Annotated in this window: 19 protein-coding genes; 14 read left to right on the forward strand and 5 right to left on the reverse strand. The window is 48.6% G+C overall.

The features are described 5' to 3' along the window. Position 1 precedes the first annotated feature (1 nt). From R3177_RS02175 to pspF, 3 genes are read right to left on the reverse strand one after another with little or no spacing between them, the layout of a single operon-like run. On the reverse strand, positions 2-1,018 hold the full coding sequence (locus tag R3177_RS02175) for an ABC transporter permease (protein ID WP_318969396.1): 1,017 nt from the start codon (positions 1,016-1,018) through the stop codon (positions 2-4). Next, positions 1,015-2,646 carry an ABC transporter substrate-binding protein gene (locus R3177_RS02180; RefSeq protein WP_318969397.1) on the reverse strand — a complete coding sequence of 544 codons (1,632 nt, stop codon included), beginning with the start codon at positions 2,644-2,646 and terminating at the stop codon, positions 1,015-1,017. Before R3177_RS02180 ends, R3177_RS02175 begins: the two co-directional genes overlap by 4 nt. 2 nt (positions 2,647-2,648) lie before the next feature. After that, positions 2,649-3,743 (reverse strand): phage shock protein operon transcriptional activator, encoded by a 1,095-nt coding sequence (pspF, locus tag R3177_RS02185; RefSeq protein ID WP_318969398.1) that lies wholly within the window; start codon positions 3,741-3,743, stop codon positions 2,649-2,651. 182 nt (positions 3,744-3,925) lie between these two features. Between pspF and pspA the strand changes: the two genes are divergently transcribed. The 14 genes from pspA (at position 3,926) to R3177_RS02255 (ending at position 16,665) form a co-directional block, all read left to right on the forward strand. Further along, entirely contained in the window at positions 3,926-4,603 is a 678-nt protein-coding gene (pspA, locus tag R3177_RS02190; protein ID WP_318969399.1) for a phage shock protein PspA, read from the forward strand. Between the two features lie 25 nt (positions 4,604-4,628). Further along, positions 4,629-4,865 (forward strand): envelope stress response membrane protein PspB, encoded by a 237-nt coding sequence (pspB, locus tag R3177_RS02195; RefSeq protein ID WP_318969400.1) that lies wholly within the window; start codon positions 4,629-4,631, stop codon positions 4,863-4,865. Further along, complete coding sequence (gene pspC, locus R3177_RS02200; RefSeq protein ID WP_318969401.1) at positions 4,858-5,271, forward strand: envelope stress response membrane protein PspC; 414 nt, start codon at positions 4,858-4,860, stop codon at positions 5,269-5,271. The genes pspB and pspC overlap by 8 nt, the downstream gene beginning before the upstream one ends. A gap of 10 nt (positions 5,272-5,281) precedes the next feature. Then, positions 5,282-6,667 (forward strand): YcjX family protein, encoded by a 1,386-nt coding sequence (locus tag R3177_RS02205; protein ID WP_318969402.1) that lies wholly within the window; start codon positions 5,282-5,284, stop codon positions 6,665-6,667. Further along, on the forward strand, positions 6,664-7,674 hold the full coding sequence (locus tag R3177_RS02210; protein ID WP_318969403.1) for a TIGR01620 family protein: 1,011 nt from the start codon (positions 6,664-6,666) through the stop codon (positions 7,672-7,674). Before R3177_RS02205 ends, R3177_RS02210 begins: the two co-directional genes overlap by 4 nt. 124 nt (positions 7,675-7,798) lie before the next feature. Further along, positions 7,799-8,992, forward strand: coding sequence for a trans-sulfuration enzyme family protein (locus tag R3177_RS02215; protein ID WP_318969404.1), 1,194 nt, complete (start codon positions 7,799-7,801; stop codon positions 8,990-8,992). A gap of 171 nt (positions 8,993-9,163) precedes the next feature. Further along, on the forward strand, positions 9,164-9,964 hold the full coding sequence (gene phhA, locus R3177_RS02220) for a phenylalanine 4-monooxygenase (RefSeq protein ID WP_318969405.1): 801 nt from the start codon (positions 9,164-9,166) through the stop codon (positions 9,962-9,964). An 8-nt stretch (positions 9,965-9,972) separates the two neighbouring features. Continuing rightward, positions 9,973-10,314: a 4a-hydroxytetrahydrobiopterin dehydratase gene (locus R3177_RS02225; protein WP_318969406.1), complete on the forward strand. Its 342-nt coding sequence runs from the start codon at positions 9,973-9,975 to the stop codon at positions 10,312-10,314. A gap of 207 nt (positions 10,315-10,521) precedes the next feature. Continuing rightward, a complete protein-coding gene (tyrR, locus tag R3177_RS02230; protein WP_318969407.1) occupies positions 10,522-12,084 on the forward strand; it encodes a transcriptional regulator TyrR in 1,563 nt (520 codons plus the stop codon). 211 nt (positions 12,085-12,295) lie between these two features. Then, entirely contained in the window at positions 12,296-13,378 is a 1,083-nt protein-coding gene (gene hppD, locus R3177_RS02235; RefSeq protein ID WP_318969408.1) for a 4-hydroxyphenylpyruvate dioxygenase, read from the forward strand. Further along, positions 13,371-14,510, forward strand: coding sequence for a homogentisate 1,2-dioxygenase (locus R3177_RS02240; protein ID WP_318969409.1), 1,140 nt, complete (start codon positions 13,371-13,373; stop codon positions 14,508-14,510). The genes hppD and R3177_RS02240 overlap by 8 nt, the downstream gene beginning before the upstream one ends. A gap of 27 nt (positions 14,511-14,537) precedes the next feature. Beyond that, on the forward strand, positions 14,538-15,554 hold the full coding sequence (locus tag R3177_RS02245; protein ID WP_318969410.1) for a fumarylacetoacetate hydrolase family protein: 1,017 nt from the start codon (positions 14,538-14,540) through the stop codon (positions 15,552-15,554). 218 nt (positions 15,555-15,772) lie between these two features. After that, a complete protein-coding gene (gene maiA, locus R3177_RS02250) occupies positions 15,773-16,414 on the forward strand; it encodes a maleylacetoacetate isomerase (RefSeq protein ID WP_318969411.1) in 642 nt (213 codons plus the stop codon). 53 nt (positions 16,415-16,467) lie between these two features. Next, positions 16,468-16,665, forward strand: coding sequence for a hypothetical protein (locus tag R3177_RS02255; RefSeq protein WP_318969412.1), 198 nt, complete (start codon positions 16,468-16,470; stop codon positions 16,663-16,665). Between the two features lie 9 nt (positions 16,666-16,674). On the opposite strand, the gene R3177_RS02260 is transcribed toward R3177_RS02255, so the two are convergent. Together R3177_RS02260 and R3177_RS02265 are read right to left on the reverse strand one after the other, a co-directional pair. After that, entirely contained in the window at positions 16,675-17,175 is a 501-nt protein-coding gene (locus R3177_RS02260; RefSeq protein WP_318969413.1) for a hypothetical protein, read from the reverse strand. A 49-nt stretch (positions 17,176-17,224) separates the two neighbouring features. Then, on the reverse strand, positions 17,225-18,404 hold a 1,180-nt coding region (locus R3177_RS02265; protein ID WP_318969414.1), incomplete at its 5' end, for a LysM peptidoglycan-binding domain-containing protein.

Consider the following 18,404-nt stretch of genomic DNA (forward strand, 5'->3'; position numbering starts at 1 on the left):
GTTAACCTCGTCTGGCTAATGGGTTAAAAAAAGCATGCAAAATTTCTGTCAGCATGTTTATTGTAATAACCATGGTGGAGATCACTAACAGGCCCGCCTGGATAGCCGGATAGTTTCGTTGGTAAATGCTGTCGACTAACCAGCGCCCAATACCCGGCCACGAGAAGATAACCTCTGTCAGCATTGCCAGGGTAATCAGTGTGCTGAATTGTAATCCGATCTGACGGATTACCGGTAACAGCGCGTTTCGCAAACCATGACGGTACAGCACCTGACCCCGGTTTAAACCTTTTGCTCTGGCAGTTTTTATATAGTTTTGCTCCCAGACATTTAGCATCGCATCCCGTACAAACCGGATCATTACTGTCGTTGGAAAGGTGGCCAGCACAATAGTTGGCAGTAGCAAATGTAACATAGCGCTGTACATGGCTTCACTGCGATAGCTGATATCTGCCTGCCAGATGTCGTACAACATAAAGCCGCTGCTGTGTGGGATTTCGTAAAGCACGCCAATCCGGCCAGCTGATGGCAGCCAACCCAGTGCCAGGGAGAAAAACATAATCAATAATAAGCCCCACCAGAAAATCGGCAGGGAATAACCCACCATGGCCATTGCAGAAATTGACCGGCCAATAACACTACTCGGCTTAAAGGCGGCGACAATGCCCAGTGGAATGCCGACGACAAAAGACAATAGCAGAGCGTAGAATGCGAGCTCAAGGGTTGCAGGCAACAGTAATTTTATTTCCTGCAACAGCGGTTGCTGGCTGGCAAAAGAAAGCCCCCAATCACCATGAATAATTCGGGTTAAAAAAGCCAGATACTGGTTAACAATGTTCTGATCTAGTTGATAGTAGTTGACGAGGAACTGTCGCTGGACTTCATCAATTTGCCGCAAACCGCTGAGATTCTGGGCGACATCTCCGGGGAAAAGATAACCAAGACTAAATGCCAGAATACTCAGTGCCAGAAAAACAAACGCCATCAGAAATAAACGCCGGAATAAATAGCGGGTCATTGTTCAGCCCTTGTTGCATGTTGCAGGGAAATCCCACCATAGGGGTTAATGCTGACTCCACTTACTGAACTGCTGATGGCCTGAAACCGCTGCGAGTGGGCAATAGCAACCAAAGGTTGCTGCTGATGTAAATACTGCTGAGCAGTTAGGTATAAAGCGCGGCGCTGCTGCTGATCTGCCGTTAACAGCGCCTGGCTGATAATATCGTCAAAAAGTGGGTCGCACCAGTTAGCCCGGTTCGTACCAATATCTCTGGCAGCGCAGCTAAGCAGCGGGCTGAAGAAATTATCAGGATCCGGATTATCTGCAGCCCAGCCAATCAGCACCGAATCGTGTTCGAAATTTCCCAGCTTTTGGCGAAAACTATTCCATTCATAAGAAACGATATTTGCTCTGACACCAATCTGGGCCAGATCGGCCTGCATTAACTCAGCCATTTTCAGTGCATTTGGATTATATAACCGCTGAACCGGCATTGCCCAGATATCCATGCTAAAACCATCTGGATAACCGGCTGCAGCGAGCAATGCTTTTGCCTTGGCGGGTGAGTATATCGGCGCTGGTAAACCATCATTGTAGGCCCATGATGTCGGCGGCAGAATACCATAGGCGGGGGTAGCTTGACCGTAATATACAGCTTGTAAAATAGCGGCTCTGTTAATGGCCATTGCCAGTGCCTGGCGCACCGCTAATTGATCAAAAGGTGGTTTCTGTGTGTTAAACGCCCAGAAGCCAACATTCATACTGGTGCTCTCCTGCACGGTGACATCTGGTCGGGCCGCAATCAGCTCCAGCTCTGCCACTCTGGGGTAGGAAACGATATCACATTCGTGAGTAAATAATTTTGCCATTCTCCGGGCATTATTAGGGACGATATCAAATACCAGCTGTTCAGGTTTAGTATCACCACGCCAATAAGCATTGTTTCGATACAGCCTGACCAGTATATCTTTCTGATATTCTCTGAAGCGGAACGGGCCGGTGCCTATTGGCAAACGGTCAATCTGGTCGGGTTGTTTTTCAGCCAGCAGTTGCTGACCATATTCAGCAGAGAGAATAGCTGCAAAATCGGTTGTCAGGTTTGACATAAAGGAGCTGTCAGGCCGCTGTAACTCAAATAACACAGTGTATTCATCAAGCGCCCGCACCTGCTTTACCAGGCCTGCCCAATCGACACTCTGAAAGTAAGGGTACACCCCACCGCCTTGCAGATGAAACGGGTGGCTTGGATCAGTTATCCGGTTAAAGGTAAACACCACATCCAGTGCATTGAAGTTCCGGCTGGGAGAGAAATAATGCGTGTTATGGAAACTGACATTTTGCCGGAGGGAAAACTGATAACGGGTGCCATCTGCACTGACCTGCCAGCTGGTCGCCAGCCCCGGAATAATGTCACCATTGTCAGGGCTGATATCAACCAGCCGGTCGTATAACTGCTGGCTGATGATATCAATAGTTGTACCCGAGGTAACCAGCTGAGGATTAAAGCTCTCAGGCGAGCCTTCAGAGCAGTATACCAGGCCGCTGCGCGCTGCCTCCGGCAGCTGCGGTTGACAGCCTGCCGTCAGCAGTATCGTAGTGAGCAGTATACTGACAGCCTTCGGATACCAGACATTACATTTAGACAAATTCATCCCTGCTGACTTTCCAGCAACTGATATTTTTTCATATAACCACGTAACTGATGATAGGTCAGGTTTAACAACTCTGCGGTTTTTTTCTGATTATACTGACTGGCGCTAAGTGCCTCTTTAATCAGGTTCACTTCAAAATCCTGCGATAAAGTTTTGAAATCGACTCCATTACTGAAATCTATTCCGTCTTCGACCCGGGCAGCTGCGACCGCCGGCTTACTGTTGTCGGTTGTTGCCGCAGGCATTGCATTCGGTTCAGTTGCTTTGGCAGCCTGTACTGTTCGGGCTTTTATCCGTTGACTTGGCCGGTAGGCCGACTCGAACGGGTTAAGCTGAATATGGTGCACCGGTACATACGGATTGTTGGTGCGGTAAACACTGCGCTCAACGACGTTTTTTAATTCACGAACGTTACCAGGCCAGTGGTACTCCAGCAGCGTGTTTTTCGCTTTTTCACTAAACCCACTGAACAGTTCAAACCCCAGCTCACGGGCCATGTTCATCGCAAAGTGCTCTGCCAGCAGTAAAATATCCTCCCGGCGCTCCCGCATAGGCGGTAGCGTTATAACATCAAACGCCAGCCGGTCAAGTAAGTCGGCCCTGAATTCACCATTGTCAGCCATTGTTGGTAAGTCTTCATTCGTGGCACAGACTAAACGCACATCAACCCGAACCGGTCTGCTACCGCCAACCCGTTCAAACTCTCCGTATTCAATGACCCGTAATAATTTCTCCTGCACCAGCGCCGGAGTGTTAGCCAGCTCGTCTAAAAATAACGTGCCGCCATTGGCCCGCTCAAAGCGACCCTCATGGCGTTTACCCGCGCCGGTGAAGGCACCTGCTTCATGTCCGAACAATTCGCTCTCCAGCAGGTTTTCATTCAGAGCGGCACAGTTCAGGGTAAGATATTGCTGATCCCAGCGCTGAGACAGAAAGTGCAGTCTGGCAGCAATCAACTCTTTACCGGTACCCCGCTCGCCGATAATAAGTACGGGTTTATCAAGGGGAGCCAGTTGCGACACCTGATCCAGTACATTCAGAAAACTATTCGCCTGACCTATCAGGTTATCTTGTTGGTATTTTCTGTTCATTGGCAGCTACTAAGTAGTTAAATTGGCTAATAAGTAGTGTATTTCATAAAGGGTGACAGCTAAAGCTTTTGTTTAAAATAAATAAAATTATTAAAAATTAACAGGTTATGATATTTTTCAAAGTTGGCAAGAAACCTGAATAAGCTATAGCGTAATAACATCAACAGACAGAGGTAACTAAGATGGGTATTTTTTCACGCTTTTCAGACATTGTGAACTCAAACATCAACTCTTTGCTGGATAAAGCAGAAGATCCGGAAAAAATGGTCCGGCTGATTATCCAGGAAATGGAAGATACACTGGTAGAAGTGCGTTCATCGTCTGCCAAAACGATTGCTGAGAAAAAGGATTTACAACGGGTTGTCAGCAGACTGCAGAATGAAGCCGATGACTGGCAGGCTAAAGCGGAGCTGGCCCTTAGCAAGGATCGTGATGATTTGGCCCGGTCAGCGCTGATTGAAAAACAAAAGGCTGCTGAGCAGGCAGAAGCATTGCTTCGCGATATTACGGTACTGGATGAGCATATCAGCAAGTTGCAGGATGAAGTATCACAACTGCAGGAAAAACTGGCAGATGCGAAAGCCCGTCAGAAATCTATGCTGATGCGTCGGACAACAGTTGAAAACCGGCTGGAAGTGAAAAAGTCACTGGACAGCAACCGGATTAACGATGCGATGTATAAGTTTGAGCGTTACGAGCAGAAAATCGATTCGCTTGAAGCGCAGGTAGAGTCTTATGATTTAGGTAAGAAGACTTTGAAAGATGAGTTTGCACAGCTTGCTGCTCAAGATAAAATTGACAATGAGCTGGCGGAGCTGAAAGCCAAAGTCACTAAAAAATCCAGTAAAGAAAACGCCTGATTTCAGGCGTTGCAGGAGCGACTAAATGGATATTCATGAGATAATTTTTGTGCCACTGATCCTGTTTATGATTTTTGTGGCACCCTTATGGGTCATTATGCATTACCGCAGCAAAAGTAAAATGCAACAGGGTTTAACTGATGTGGAATTACAGCAGTTAAATAATCTGGCGGCCCGCGCTGAAAAAATGGCCGAGCGCATTCATACGCTTGAAGCAATTTTAGATGCAGAAAGCCCGCAGTGGAGAAATCAGCATGACTAAGCCAAAACGCGAATTACTGCGTGATGACGCAAACGGCAAGCTGGCTGGTGTCTGTGCCGGGATTGCTGACTATTTCGGCTGGGAGCTGTGGCTGGTGCGGATTATTACCGTATCCGCCTTTTTCCTCGGCGCAGGTGGGTTTGTCGTTGTGTTGTATATCGCCGCCTGGGTCGTGCTGGAAAAGAAGTCGGTAGTCGCTGCCAAGCGGCCACTTGGCAGTACGGCGATGGCAGAGGAGCCGGGTGTTGAAGTTAAAACCCGGGTCTGGCAACGTGGCGAGCCACCAAAGCAGGCCTTGCAACACCTGGCGAACCGCTATAATAGTTTGGAATTGCGCCTGCAGGACATGGAACGGCATGTTACGTCAAGCCGCTTCCAGTTAAACCGGGAATTCAACAACTTATAAACGGAGTTTTATGACCTGGCTTGATAAGCTGCAGCATCAGAGTCGTCAGTTACGCCACCGCGCCCTCGACCGGCATGTCCGGCTGGGCGTGACCGGTTTGAGCGGAGCCGGTAAAACGGCTTTTATCACTTCATTGGTTCATCAGCTTACTCAGGGAGATAGTCCGCAAAATTTACCTTTTTTCTCAGTGGTGCAGCAAGGACGTTATCTTGGCGGCCGGTTGGCTGCAGAACAAGCCTTGACCATTCCGCGCTTTCCGTTTGAACACAACCTGAGTTTTTTGCAGCAAAATCAACCGCAGTGGCCACCGTCAACGACTGGCTGGAGTCAGCTGAGCCTTGCTCTGCGCTACAAAGCAAGCCGGGGACTACGCTCTCATTTACAGTCTTTCAGTGAGCTGGCACTTGATATTGTTGATTATCCGGGCGAATGGCTACTGGATTTGCCGTTACTGCAGCTCGATTACAAGCAATGGTGTGAGTTCAGCTGGCAACTGTTTGCCAAACCGCATCGCCAGACCCTGGCTGCTGAGTTTAAACGCCTGCTGACGGACGCTGATCTGACCGATGCCAGTGAAAGCCAGTTACAAGGGTTAACTGAGGCGTATAAAGCATTATTACAAAACTTCAGCAGCACGGCTGGCACCTACCTAAACCAGCCGGGTAGGCTATTAGTCCCCGGTGAGCTTGCTGGAGCGCCGATGCTGCAGTTAATTCCACTACTGCCAACTCAGTTAACTGACAGCAGTGTCTTACTATCAAAATTGACCAGCCATTACCAGAGCTATCGGGACTACGTCGTTAAACCCTTTTATAAACAGCATTTTTCTCAGCTGGACCGCCAGGTTGTATTGGTAGATTGTCTGAGCGCATTAAATGCCGGTGCTGCAGCCACCGCAGAATTAAGCCAGGCACTGCAAATGATTATGCAAAGTTTCAATTATGGTCCTTCAAGCTTATTGCGCCGCTTGTTTAAACCGCAAATCAGTAAAGTATTATTTGCAGCAAGCAAAGCGGATCACGTGACCCCGGAGCAGCACCAGGCTTTGACCTTGCTGTTGCAAAATTTGTTGCGCCAGCCACTTAAACAAACGACTTATCAGCTGGCAAAAACCGAAGCAATGGCGCTGGCAGCCTTCAGGGCGAGTCATACAGGCTATATTGAACAGCATGGCCAGAAACAGGTGTGTTTGACGGGCACAGATAGTGACACCGGTAACAAACTAAGTTTATTTCCGGGAGATGTACCGGCTGAGGTGCCTGATGCCAATGTTTTTGCCAGCCATAAATTCAATTATCCGGCTTTTTTGCCCTTGTCGCTGGCGGCAAATGCAACGTTGCCGCATATTCGGATGGACCATGCCCTGCAGTTTTTACTGGGAGACAAGTTACGATGAAACCGTTAAAACCCGCTCAGGTTTTCAGGTTAGACGAACATAGCCCGGTACCGGAGAAACCTGGTTTAAAGGCCAGGACTGAATTTGATCCAGCCAGTTGGCAATCGGTGCCAGAGACGCTTGCTCAGCCGCTGTCAGCCAAGCCTGCCATCTTAAGTAAGCTGGTCTGGCTGGCACTGCTGAGTCTGGTTGTGCTGTCAGGCTGGCAATGGTTGGAGTGGTTAATTATCAGCTGGCAGCAAAACCCGGTGAAGGGGGCCTTTGTTAGCCTGCTAAGTGCGGCGGTACTGGGGGGGGCGCTGTGGCTTTTGTGGCGGGAGTGGCGATTATGGCGGCGACTGCAGCAAAACAACCACTGGCAGCGCAGTGCACAGCGCATAGCACAAAGTGTCCAGTATGGTGAAGCCGATGCGCTTTGCCAGGAAATTATCACGCAGCTACCTGCCACAACAGGTTTGGACGTTACCGTTGAAAACTGGCACAACTCAGCACGTCCGGAGCACAGTGATCTGGAAAAGCTTCAGCTACTTGACAAAATGGTGCTGGAGCCGCTCGATAGCCAGGCCAAGGCAATAATCTGGCGGGCGGCGACAGACACCAGTCTGGCGGTCGCGGTGATCCCTTTTGCGCTGATCGATATGCTGATGGTGGTCTGGCGCAGCAGCCGTATGGTAAGACAGCTTGCTGCACTGTATGGGGCGCCTGTGGGGCAGTTACGCAGCCTGGTAATGTTAAAGCGGGCTTTAGCGGCCATACTCTGGGCGGGAGGCAGCGAGCTGGCGCTGGATATGGCAGCGGATGTGATGAGTAGTGAGTTAACGGCCAAATTGTCCGCCAGGGCTGGTCACGGTGTGATTGCCGGCTTGCTGGTAGCCCGGTTGGGTAATCTGGCCATGCAACAGCTGCGACCACTGCCACTGACTGAAAAACAACGGATTAATGTGGCAAAACTCAGCCAGAGCCTGATTCAACGGTTCCGCAGCCAAAGCGCCGCCAGCGAAACTTGACAAAACTGTTAAAACGTAAGAGGGGCCAGCTAACGGCCAGACTGCAAGATGTCTGGCATGCTTCCAAAAACTAAAATTTCTGCTAAATCTGTTGGCATCTTTCATTACGTTACGTAGTAATCCCATGCATCCTAAAACTATTCATCCGCATACACTTTGCATTCATGCTGGCAAAGAAAAAAATCAGCATGGCACTTTGGCGACACCGCTTTATCAGACATCCACTTTTGTTTTTGACAATGCCGAGCAGGGCGCAGCCCGTTTTGCCGGTGAGCAGGAAGGCTATATTTACACCAGGTTGGGTAATCCGACAACGCGTGAGTTGGAGCAAAAACTTGCCGCGTTGGAAGGTATGGATGACGCCGCCGCCACCGCAACTGGCATGGGTGCCGTTGCCGCCAGTACCATGGCCTTTTTACAGCATGGCGATCACCTCATTGCCAGTAAGGCAATTTATGGCTGCAGTTTTGCGTTATTTAACCACATGTTTGCCCGTTATGGAATTGAGGTCAGTTTCGTTGACATGACTGACCATGTCGCAGTGGCAGCAGCGCTTCGACCCAATACCAAAATGTTATTTGCAGAAACGCCGATTAACCCTAATCTGGTGGTACTCGATCTGGCTTTTCTCGGTCAGTTCTGTCAAAAACACCAGCTTATTTCCGTGGTGGATAACACCTTTTTGACGCCGTTGCTGCAACAGCCTGCTAAATACGGCATTGATATTATTATTCACAGCGCTACCAAGTATCTGAATGGCCATGGTGATGTGGTTGCCGGTATTATTGTCGCTGACCGTGAAAAAATAGCGACGATAAAAATGACGACGTTAAAGGATATGGGAGCCACAATCAGCCCGCATGATGCCTGGTTGATCATCCGCGGCTTGAAAACTCTGGCGGTACGGATGGAGCGTCATTGTCAGAATGCCCAGCAGGTGGCCGAGTTTTTGCAAGCTCATCCTGCAGTAAAGGACGTTTACTATCCGGGACTGCCCAGTCACCCAGGCTACCGTTTTCTTGGAGAACAAATGCAAGGCGCCGGTGGCGTACTGGCATTTGAACTGAATGCCAGCCTGGAGCAAAGTCGTTATTTTATCAATCAATGCCGGTTACTGAGCCTGGCGGTCAGCCTGGGAGATGCCGAGTCACTGATCCAACATCCTGCTTCGATGACGCACAGCCCCTATACGCCGGAAGAAAGACAAATGGCGGGGATCAGTGATGGTCTGATCCGGGTGTCAGTAGGTTTAGAACACGTTGCCGATATCATTGCTGATTTGCGCCAGGCACTGGAAAAGATGCAACAGCTTGGTTGATCCCTTGTAAGCTGCGGCTTGCCGGCCTGGTGTAATCCAGGCTTTACAACTGTGCTTGCAGCTTTACAAGGCTTTCGGTGAGCACACGATACACAGTCGTTGTCTTATCCTCTAGTATCCGCTCTACCAATAAGGTGGCATCGCCACTAAATTATTTGCAACAGGTTGTATATGAGTAAGACAAGTCAGTATGTATCGAGACAGTCCGATGACAGGGGCATTATTGCCTGGTCGGCGGAAGAAAATCAGATTTGGCATGAGTTGATTACCCGTCAGCTTGGCGTCATCGAGGGTAAAGCCTGTGATGAGTTTCTGGCAGGCCTTGAGAAATTGCAGTTACCCACTGACCGTATTCCGCAACTGGAGGAAGTCAACAAGGTGTTGCGGGCATCCACCGGCTGGGAGTGCGCGGAAGTCCCCGCTTTAATCAGTTTTGATAAGTTTTTTGAATTGCTGGCAAATAAGCGCTTTCCGGTGGCAACCTTTATCCGTTCCCGCGAAGAGTTTGATTATTTGCAGGAACCGGATATTTTTCATGAAATATTTGGCCATTGTGCCATGCTGACTAATCCTGCCTTTGCTGAATTCACCCATATGTATGGCAAATTAGGCTTGGCAGCTAGTAAGCAGGACCGGGTTTTTCTGGCCAGGTTGTACTGGTTTACCATTGAATTTGGATTGCTGAAAACCGCTGATGGCCTGCGAATTTATGGCGGTGGCATCTTATCGTCACCGGGTGAAACAGTATATGCACTGGAATCTGCTAAACCAGAGCGTAAGAGTTTTGATGTGGTTGATATGCTGCGAACGCCATATCGGATAGATATTATGCAGCCTATTTATTTCGTATTAAATGATATTGACGATCTATTTGACGTCGCTCATTTAGACATCATGGCTTTGGTAGAACAGGCCAAGGCGCTTGGTTTGCATGAACCACGGTTTGAACCTAAACAAAAACAAGCAAGTTAGGAACAGTAATGACAGATTTAACCACAATGAAATGCGAAGCCTGTAAAGCCGATGCGCCAAAAGTATCGGATAAGGAGTTGCCTGAACTGATGCGGCAAATTCCAGACTGGACGCCGGTGTCACGTGACGGTATTTTGCAACTTGAGCGGATATATAAATTCAAGAATTTCAAGCAGGCCTGGGCCTTTCACAACAAGGTTGCTCAACTGGCCGAGGATGAGGGCCATCACCCTGCTTTATTGCTGGAATGGGGAAAACTGACAGTGACCTGGTGGTCACACTCGATTAAAGGTCTGCACAAAAATGATTTTATCTGTGCAGCGAAAACGGACAGCTTGCTGGCTGACTAATATCCTCCGACTGCCATAGCGCCAATAAAATGTTGGCGCTAATCTTATTTGCGCCATTCACTGTCTTGCCTATTTTCACCGGCTATCTGGCTCGAGAAAGCTTGTTTCTGACTTATTTGTTCATATATCTTTACAAAAATACTGGTCTGACTATAGCCAGATACCGTATTATGTCGCTATGAATTGGTATCAGGGTACATTGCTGTTATGCGTTTAGAAATTCAATGTCAGAACCGCCTGGGGCTGGCCCAGGAAGTATTAAATATTCTGGTCGGTTATCAGCTCGACCTGCGCGGTATTGAAGTGGATCCGGCGCTGAACCGGATGTATGTTTCCTTTCCGACCGTGAATTTTGAAAAGTTTCAGGAGCTGATGGCTAAAATTCGCCGGATAGCTGGTGTGGAAGATGTCAAAACCACCGCTTTTTTACCCTCTGAGCGCGAGCACAATGAACTGACCACGTTACTGAAAACCTTGCCGGATGGGCTGATTGCCATTGATGTCAAGGCTAATGTTACCGTAATTAATGATGCCGCATTAGAAGCCCTGTCTGTCGCAACAGATGATATACAGGGGCAGTCACTGCAGGGGATGGTCAAAGGCTTTAATTTTCTGCGCTGGCTGGAGAGTGATGATGTACTGGCCCAAACCCGTCGCTTTGAAATTCATGGCAAGCGGTTTATCGCGGACATTCTGCCGGTGATGGTGCCTGATGATACCGGCCATGAAATCCTGGCTGGCGCAGTAATTAATTTGAAATCTGAAAGCCGGTTAGGGCAGCACATGGTTGCCTTTAAAAAAGGTGACCAGGAAAGCTTCAACACGCTGCAGGCTAACAGTAATCTGATGCGCAAAGTGGTGCGGGAAGCAAAAAAAATGGCTCAGCTGGATGCGCCTATTCTGATCATGGGAGAAACCGGTACCGGCAAAGAGCTGCTGGCACGGGCCTGTCATGCTGCCGGCAGCCGGGCGGCCAGGCCTTTTCTGGCAGTAAACTGCGCCTCTTTACCGGATAACGTGGCTGAATCTGAGCTATTTGGTTATGGTTCCAATGCATTCGCCGGCAGTTCTGAAGGTAAAAAAGGGATTTTTGAACAGGCAAACGGCGGCAGCGTCTTTCTGGACGAAGTCGGTGAGATGTCGCCACAGTTGCAGACAAAGCTGATTCGATTTTTGCAAGATGGCAGCTTCAGGCGCGTTGCAGATGAAAACGAAGTAAAAGTTGACGTGCGGGTAATATGCACCACCCAGAAAGATTTGCCTGGTATGGTCCAGGAGGGACGTTTTCGCGAGGATTTATTTTACAGACTGAACGTATTAACCCTGACCTTGCCACCGTTACGCGAGCGCAAGCAAGATGTGGTTCCACTGGCTGAGTTTTTTATTGCCCGCTTTGCTGCAAGGCTTGGGCGCAAAGCCCCGCGGTTGACTGAAAGTTGCAGTCAGTTTTTACAGCAGTATCCCTGGCCGGGTAACGTCCGGCAATTGGAAAATGCGTTGTACCGCGCAGTGACGTTACTTGATGGTTATGAGCTGGAAAAAGATCATTTGCAGCTGCCAAGTTACACCAGTGATTTTGGTTATCTGGAACAGGACTTTGATGGCACTTTGGATGAGGCGGTAAAACGGTTCGAAGCAAACTTATTAAGAAAATTATATCCTGCCTATCCAAGCTCACGCCAATTGGCCAAAAAACTGGGCTTAAGCCATACCGCCGTCGCGAACAAACTTCGTGACTACGGTATAAATCGCAAGACTGTAAAGATATAGTTGCGCCTCGTCAGCTTAGGTTTACGCGTATCGGGCTGGCAGGCTTATCTGTCGGCCTTTGCGTTCAAGCAAATCCACAAACGCATTTTTGTAGTTATTTCTGTACATAATTGACTGCGGTCCAATACCGGATTACCGCCCGGTTACCTCTTCCTTTTTTTATTGGTAAGCGCATGATAGCGCCCACATTCGTTGTTTGGAGAATCTTTAAATGGCAACTACTGAAAAAAAAATTAACCCGTTAGGCACAGATGGCTTTGAATTTGTCGAATATACTGCTGCTGATGCTGAGGGTATCCAAAAATTAAAAGATCTGTTTTATTCGCTCGGCTTCACTGAAGTAGCTAAGCATCGCTCCAAGCAGGCCTGGCTGTATAAGCAAGGTGATATCAATTTTATTATCAATGCTGAACCGAATTCACAGGCAGAAGAGTTTGCCAGGCTGCACGGACCTTCGGTTTGTGCTATGGCCTTTCGGGTAAAAGATGCTGCAGCAGCCCTTAAACATGCGCTGGCCAATGGTGCCAAGGAATATAAGAACCAGGTCGGCCCTATGGAGCTGAATATCCCCGCTGTATACGGCATTGGCAGCAGCCTGCTGTACTTTGTTGACCGCTACGGTGCGAGCTCAGTGTATGATATCGATTTTAAGTTTTATGATAACTGGCAGGCTGAGATGGAAAAACATAGCGTTGGCCTGGAAGTGCTTGATCATTTAACCCACAACGTGATGCGCGGTAATATGAACCTGTGGGCAGGCTTCTATGAAAATATCGGTAATTTCCGGGAGATCCGCTATTTTGATATTGAAGGAAAATTAACCGGATTAGTGTCAAAAGCGATGACCGCGCCTTGTGGCAAAATACGTATTCCAATTAACGAATCATCTGATGACAAGTCACAGATTGAAGAATTTATTCGCGAATACAAAGGCGAGGGTATTCAGCATATTGCCCTGACTTCAGATAATATTTATGAAACCGTGCGGACATTGCGTAAGCGCGGGATGGAATTTATGCCTACCCCTGATACTTATTATAATAAAGTAGATGAGCGGGTTGAGGGACATGAAGAAGATCTGGACCAAATGCGTGAACTGCGGATCCTAATCGACGGCGCACCAATGAAAGATGGCATTCTGCTGCAGATTTTTACCAAGACAGTGATAGGTCCGGTGTTCTTTGAAATTATCCAGCGTAAAGGCAATGAAGGTTTCGGTGAAGGCAACTTCAAAGCCCTGTTTGAGTCTATCGAAGAAGATCAGATCCAGCGCGGAGTATTAAGCAATGCGTAAATGGGCATCTTTTCCGTTAAAGGAAGGTGATGTATCACGGCAGGCGCATGCCGATTTCCCGGAGCAGGCAATTTATGAGCGGGAAACCGGCCGTAGCGGCTTTTTTGGTCCGGCGACTCACTTTCATCACACCCATGCACCAACCGGCTGGAGTGACTGGCAGGGGCCGCTTCGGCCCCACTTGTTTAATTTTAATGAGATTAAGCAGGATAAAGCCCAGTCACCATGGGCAGTACCGGATTTACTGTTTAACAACCACTGCAGAATGCGAACCTGGCGTTTGACTGACAGCATGAGCAAGCTGGCCCGCAATGCAGACGGTGATGAGCTGTTGTTTATTCATGAAGGTAGTGCTGAGCTGTATTGCGATTATGGTCATTTAAGCGTGCGCGACGGTGATTATATTGTGATCCCGCGTTCGACCATGTGGCGGCTGGTGCCTAATGAGCCGATGTTTATTCTGCTGATTGAAGCCACCAACGACAGTTATCAGCTGCCGGAAAAAGGTCTGGTAGGTAATCATGCGATCTTTGACCCGGCGATGCTCGATACACCAAAGATTAATGATGCATTTAAAGCGCAGTACAGTGAAGACAGCTGGCAGGTAGAAGTAAAACGCCATGGCCAGGTATCGGTAATGACGTATCCTTATAATCCGCTCGATGCCATTGGCTGGCACGGCGATTTAGCAGTGATGCGGATAAACTGGCGTGATATCAGGCCGTTAATGAGCCATCGTTATCATCTGCCACCGTCAGCTCATACTACCTTTGTAGCGCAGCGTTTTGTGGTCTGTACCTTTGTGCCAAGACCAATTGAAAGTGATCCTGGCGCGTTAAAGGTACCGTTTTATCACAATAATGACGATTATGATGAAGTGCTGTTCTACCATGCCGGTGATTTTTTCAGCCGTGACAATATTGAGAAGGGGATGGTGACGTTCCATCCGGCCGGTTTTACTCATGGCCCTCACCCTAAAGCCTTCGCTGCCGGGCGTGAGTATAAAAAGAAATTTACCGATGAAGTTGCGGTCATGCTCGACACCCGTGATGCGCTGGAAATGGGTGAAGCTGCGCTCGCGACTGAGAACCCGGATTACGTTAACAGCTGGAAAACCAAACCTCAGGTTTAAGCGCAGCAGGTTCTGTTAAGGAATAATATGAAGTTAGCAAGTTTAAAAAATAACACCCGTGACGGTCAGTTAGTGGTTGTCAGCCGTGATTTAAGCCGGTGTGTTGCAATCACAGATATCGCCAGCACTATGCAACAGTTACTTGATAACTGGGCTGACTTATCGGCGAAAGCCGATAACGTTTATCAGGCGCTTAACGCCGGCAAGCTACAGGATGAAAAGGCCTTTGACCCGACGCAGTGTGAGTCGCCTCTGCCCCGTGCCTATCAGTGGGCTGACGGCAGTGCTTATGTGAACCATGTTGAGCTGGTTCGCAAAGCACGTAACTCTGAGATGCCGCCAAGCTTCTGGACTGATCCGTTAATGTATCAGGGGGGCTCTGATGACTTTATTGGCCCGCGTGATCCGATTGAGGCTATCAGCACTGACCATGGTATCGACTTTGAAGGTGAAGTGGCAGTGATTACCGACGATGTGCCCATGGCCATCAGTCCGCAGCAGGCGCTGGAAAAAATCCGGCTTATTATGCTGGTTAATGACGTGTCGCTGCGGGGATTAATTCCGAATGAGCTGGCCAAAGGGTTTGGCTTTTTCCAATCTAAACCTGCGTCAAGCTTCAGCCCGGTTGCGGTGACGCCGGACGAGCTGGGCGATAAGTGGCAGGACGGCAGAGTGCACTTGCCACTATTGTCTACTTATAATGGTAAACCTTTTGGTAAGCCCAATGCCGGTATCGATATGACTTTTAACTTTGGCCAGTTGATTGCGCATGCTGCAAGAACCCGTAACCTGGGTGCGGGTGCAGTTATTGGTTCGGGCACGGTATCGAATAAGCAGGGCACCGAATACGGCACTGCGATCACTGAAGGTGGGGTAGGTTACAGCTGTATTGCTGAGATCCGGATGATTGAAACCATCCGCGATGGCAAACCAAGTACCTCTTTTATGCAATTTGGTGATACCATCAAAATGGAAATGCTGGATAGTGATGGCCAGAGCATTTTTGGTGCTATCGACCAGCAAGTTGTGCAATATAAAGCTTAATTAAGTTCCTAGCGGATGCGGATGTACTTTTTTCTGCGACCGTTGAAGCCTTGGGCGGGCTGACAAATTCGTCAGGAACGAATTTGAACAGCTTCGCTGGCCCGACGGGTGAACTTCATGGAGGAAGTTCATAAACGCCCCCAGGGATGGGTTTACGGCGTGTCGCAGTAAAAATGTACGCAGCAGCAGCGGGTTCGAAGCGCTAAAGGTAACCGTTTATGAAACTCTATAGCTACTGGCGTTCTTCAGCTGCCTACCGGGTGCGCATTGCGCTGCATTTAAAACAACTTAGTTTTGAAACGATACCGGTACACCTGCTAAAAGATGGCGGTCAGCAACATAGTGCAGAGTACCAGCAGCTTAATCCAAATCAGTTGGTACCGACTTATGTTGATGGTGATCTTAGTCTGAATCAGTCGCTAGCCATCATTGAGTATCTGGATGAAATCTACCCGGAGCCGGCTCTGCTACCTGAAGACCCTGTAGCGAAAGCCCAGGTGCGCTCACTGGCGCTGGATATTGCCTGCGATATTCACCCGCTGAATAACTTAAGAATACTGCAATACTTAACCGGTCCACTGGCGCTGAATGAAGACCAGAAAACCGAATGGATCCATCATTGGTTACACACTGGCTTCAATCCGCTGGAACAGCGGCTGCAAACCACGGCTGGTGAGTTTTGCTATGGCGACAATATTACCCTGGCCGATTTATGTCTGGTGCCGCAAATGTATAATGCGTTGCGATTTAAACTCGATACCCTCGAGTATCCCACCATCAGCAGAATTTATCATCATTGTCAGCAACTGGCAGGATTTGCCCTGGCCGCCCCGGAACAGCAAAGTGATGCTCAGGTATAATAATGGCTGAGACGGGCGCTGGATCAAACCGCAAAACCAGAAGGATATTTGTTATGCCGAAAAGGCTGCTGAACAGGCTATTGGTCTATATCGGATTATTTGGCATTGTGTTTCAGCTTACTGCCGCATTATATGCACTATGGCACGGCGTACAATTACAAAGTTTTTGGTTTTTTATGCTGCTGGCACCTGTTCTGTGTGTCGCATCCGGCCTGTTGCCTGCATTACAACTACAGCGTGAGCCAGATTGAATCGCGCTGTCATTCTGGCTCAGCCTGATTGGGTATATTAGGCAATTTAAACATCCCCTTAATTTCAACTCTTTCAATACCATCTTCATTAAAAATAAAGTTTACCTGCCCGGGACCGCGGTTGAAGCGATAGCGGCCACCATCGTAATGTAAAATAAAGTTACCTCTGCCGTCTTTGATGTCCGGCTCTTGGGTAAGCTTGAGAGAGAAGCCACTAATTTCATATTCAAAACGGCGCAGCGGAGCGTTAACGAAGTCAGGCACCCAGACTTCATCGTCATTTTGCAGAATAAGTGCCAGTGAATATTTTTGCGGCACGCTGTTAACTGTCAGGCTTTGTTTGCCCACACTGAAATGATACTGACCTTCTTTTCTGATATAACTGAAGCCATGCTGAAAAGGCACAGTTTTGCCATCCAGTAAGGTATAGGTACCCTTACCGGTTAGCTGAAACTGAGCAAAAACGGGAAAGCTCATCAGTAAACTGAAAACAACAATTATTATTTTCATGCTATTGCTCCTGAAACCGCCGGTTTGACCTGAACAGCAGCATTTTGGTTCAAACCTGTGTCACATCGACAATAAGTTTCAACTGCTGCCCTGGCTGCAGATACCGTTCAGTATTAATATTGTTCCACTTGATTATTTCTGCAACAGATACACTGAAGCGTTGGGCAATTCTGGCCAGAGAATCCCCTTGGCGCACCTTATAGCTGACTGTCCGGGTAATAGCCGTCGTCGGCGTGTTACCACTGTCATGCCACATTACCAGTTTCTGGCCTGGCTTTAACGGATCTCGCTGGACCATACCATTCCATTTTGCCAGTTCAGCGACAGTGACTTTGTGCTCACGGCTGATATCCCATAAGGTATCACCGGCTTTAACGATATACTCTGTTTTAACGCTGCCCCCGGTGCGCCCCTGTGCCTTGGCAATCCGGCTCTGCTGGCTGAGTTCATATTTTTCAGCTGCTTTTGCTGACATTGGAATCAGTAAATGCTGGTTAATCCTAATCGTGTTACCGGCTAAATTATTCAGACGTCTGACTGCATCAACGGTGGTTTTATGTTCACGGGCAATTTTTCCCAGCGTATCACCGGACCTGACGGTGTAACTTTGCCACTGCAACCGCTCAGAGGCAGGAGTTTGCGCCAGTAAATTTTTAAAATTTTCTGCTTTGGCCAAAGGCAACACTAGCTGGTGAGGGCCATCAGGATCAGTGGCCCATTGATTAAATCCCGGGTTCAGCGCCTGCAATTCTGCTACAGTTAACTCAGCCAGTTCAGCGGCGATGGCCAAATCAATCTGACCATCAGTGGCAACAACCGCAATTTTTGGCTCATTGGCAATAAACTTCCAGACAATATCAAACTCATCGGGCCGTTTTAAAATATCAACCAGTGCTAGCAGCTTAGGTACGTAAACGGTTGTTTCTGCGGGTAAATCGAGAGACCAGAAATCTGTTGGTAACCGCCGCTTCTGATTGGCTCTGATGGCCCTGCCAATCCGGCCTTCCCCTGCGTTATAGGCAGCGATAGCGTTTAACCAGTCATGTTCCAGTGTGTTGTATAAATACTGCAGATAATCTAATGCTGCGCGGGTTGATTCAATAACGTCGCGCCGACCGTCATACCAGAAGTTCTGCTTCAGGCCAAAGCGACTGCCGGTGGCTGGCATAAATTGCCACATGCCTGACGCCCGGGCGGGTGAGTAGGCAAAGGGGTCAAATGCGCTTTCA

The sequence above is a fragment of the Arsukibacterium sp. genome (genome assembly GCF_033722355.1).
Classification (GTDB): Bacteria; Pseudomonadota; Gammaproteobacteria; order Enterobacterales; family Alteromonadaceae; genus Alishewanella.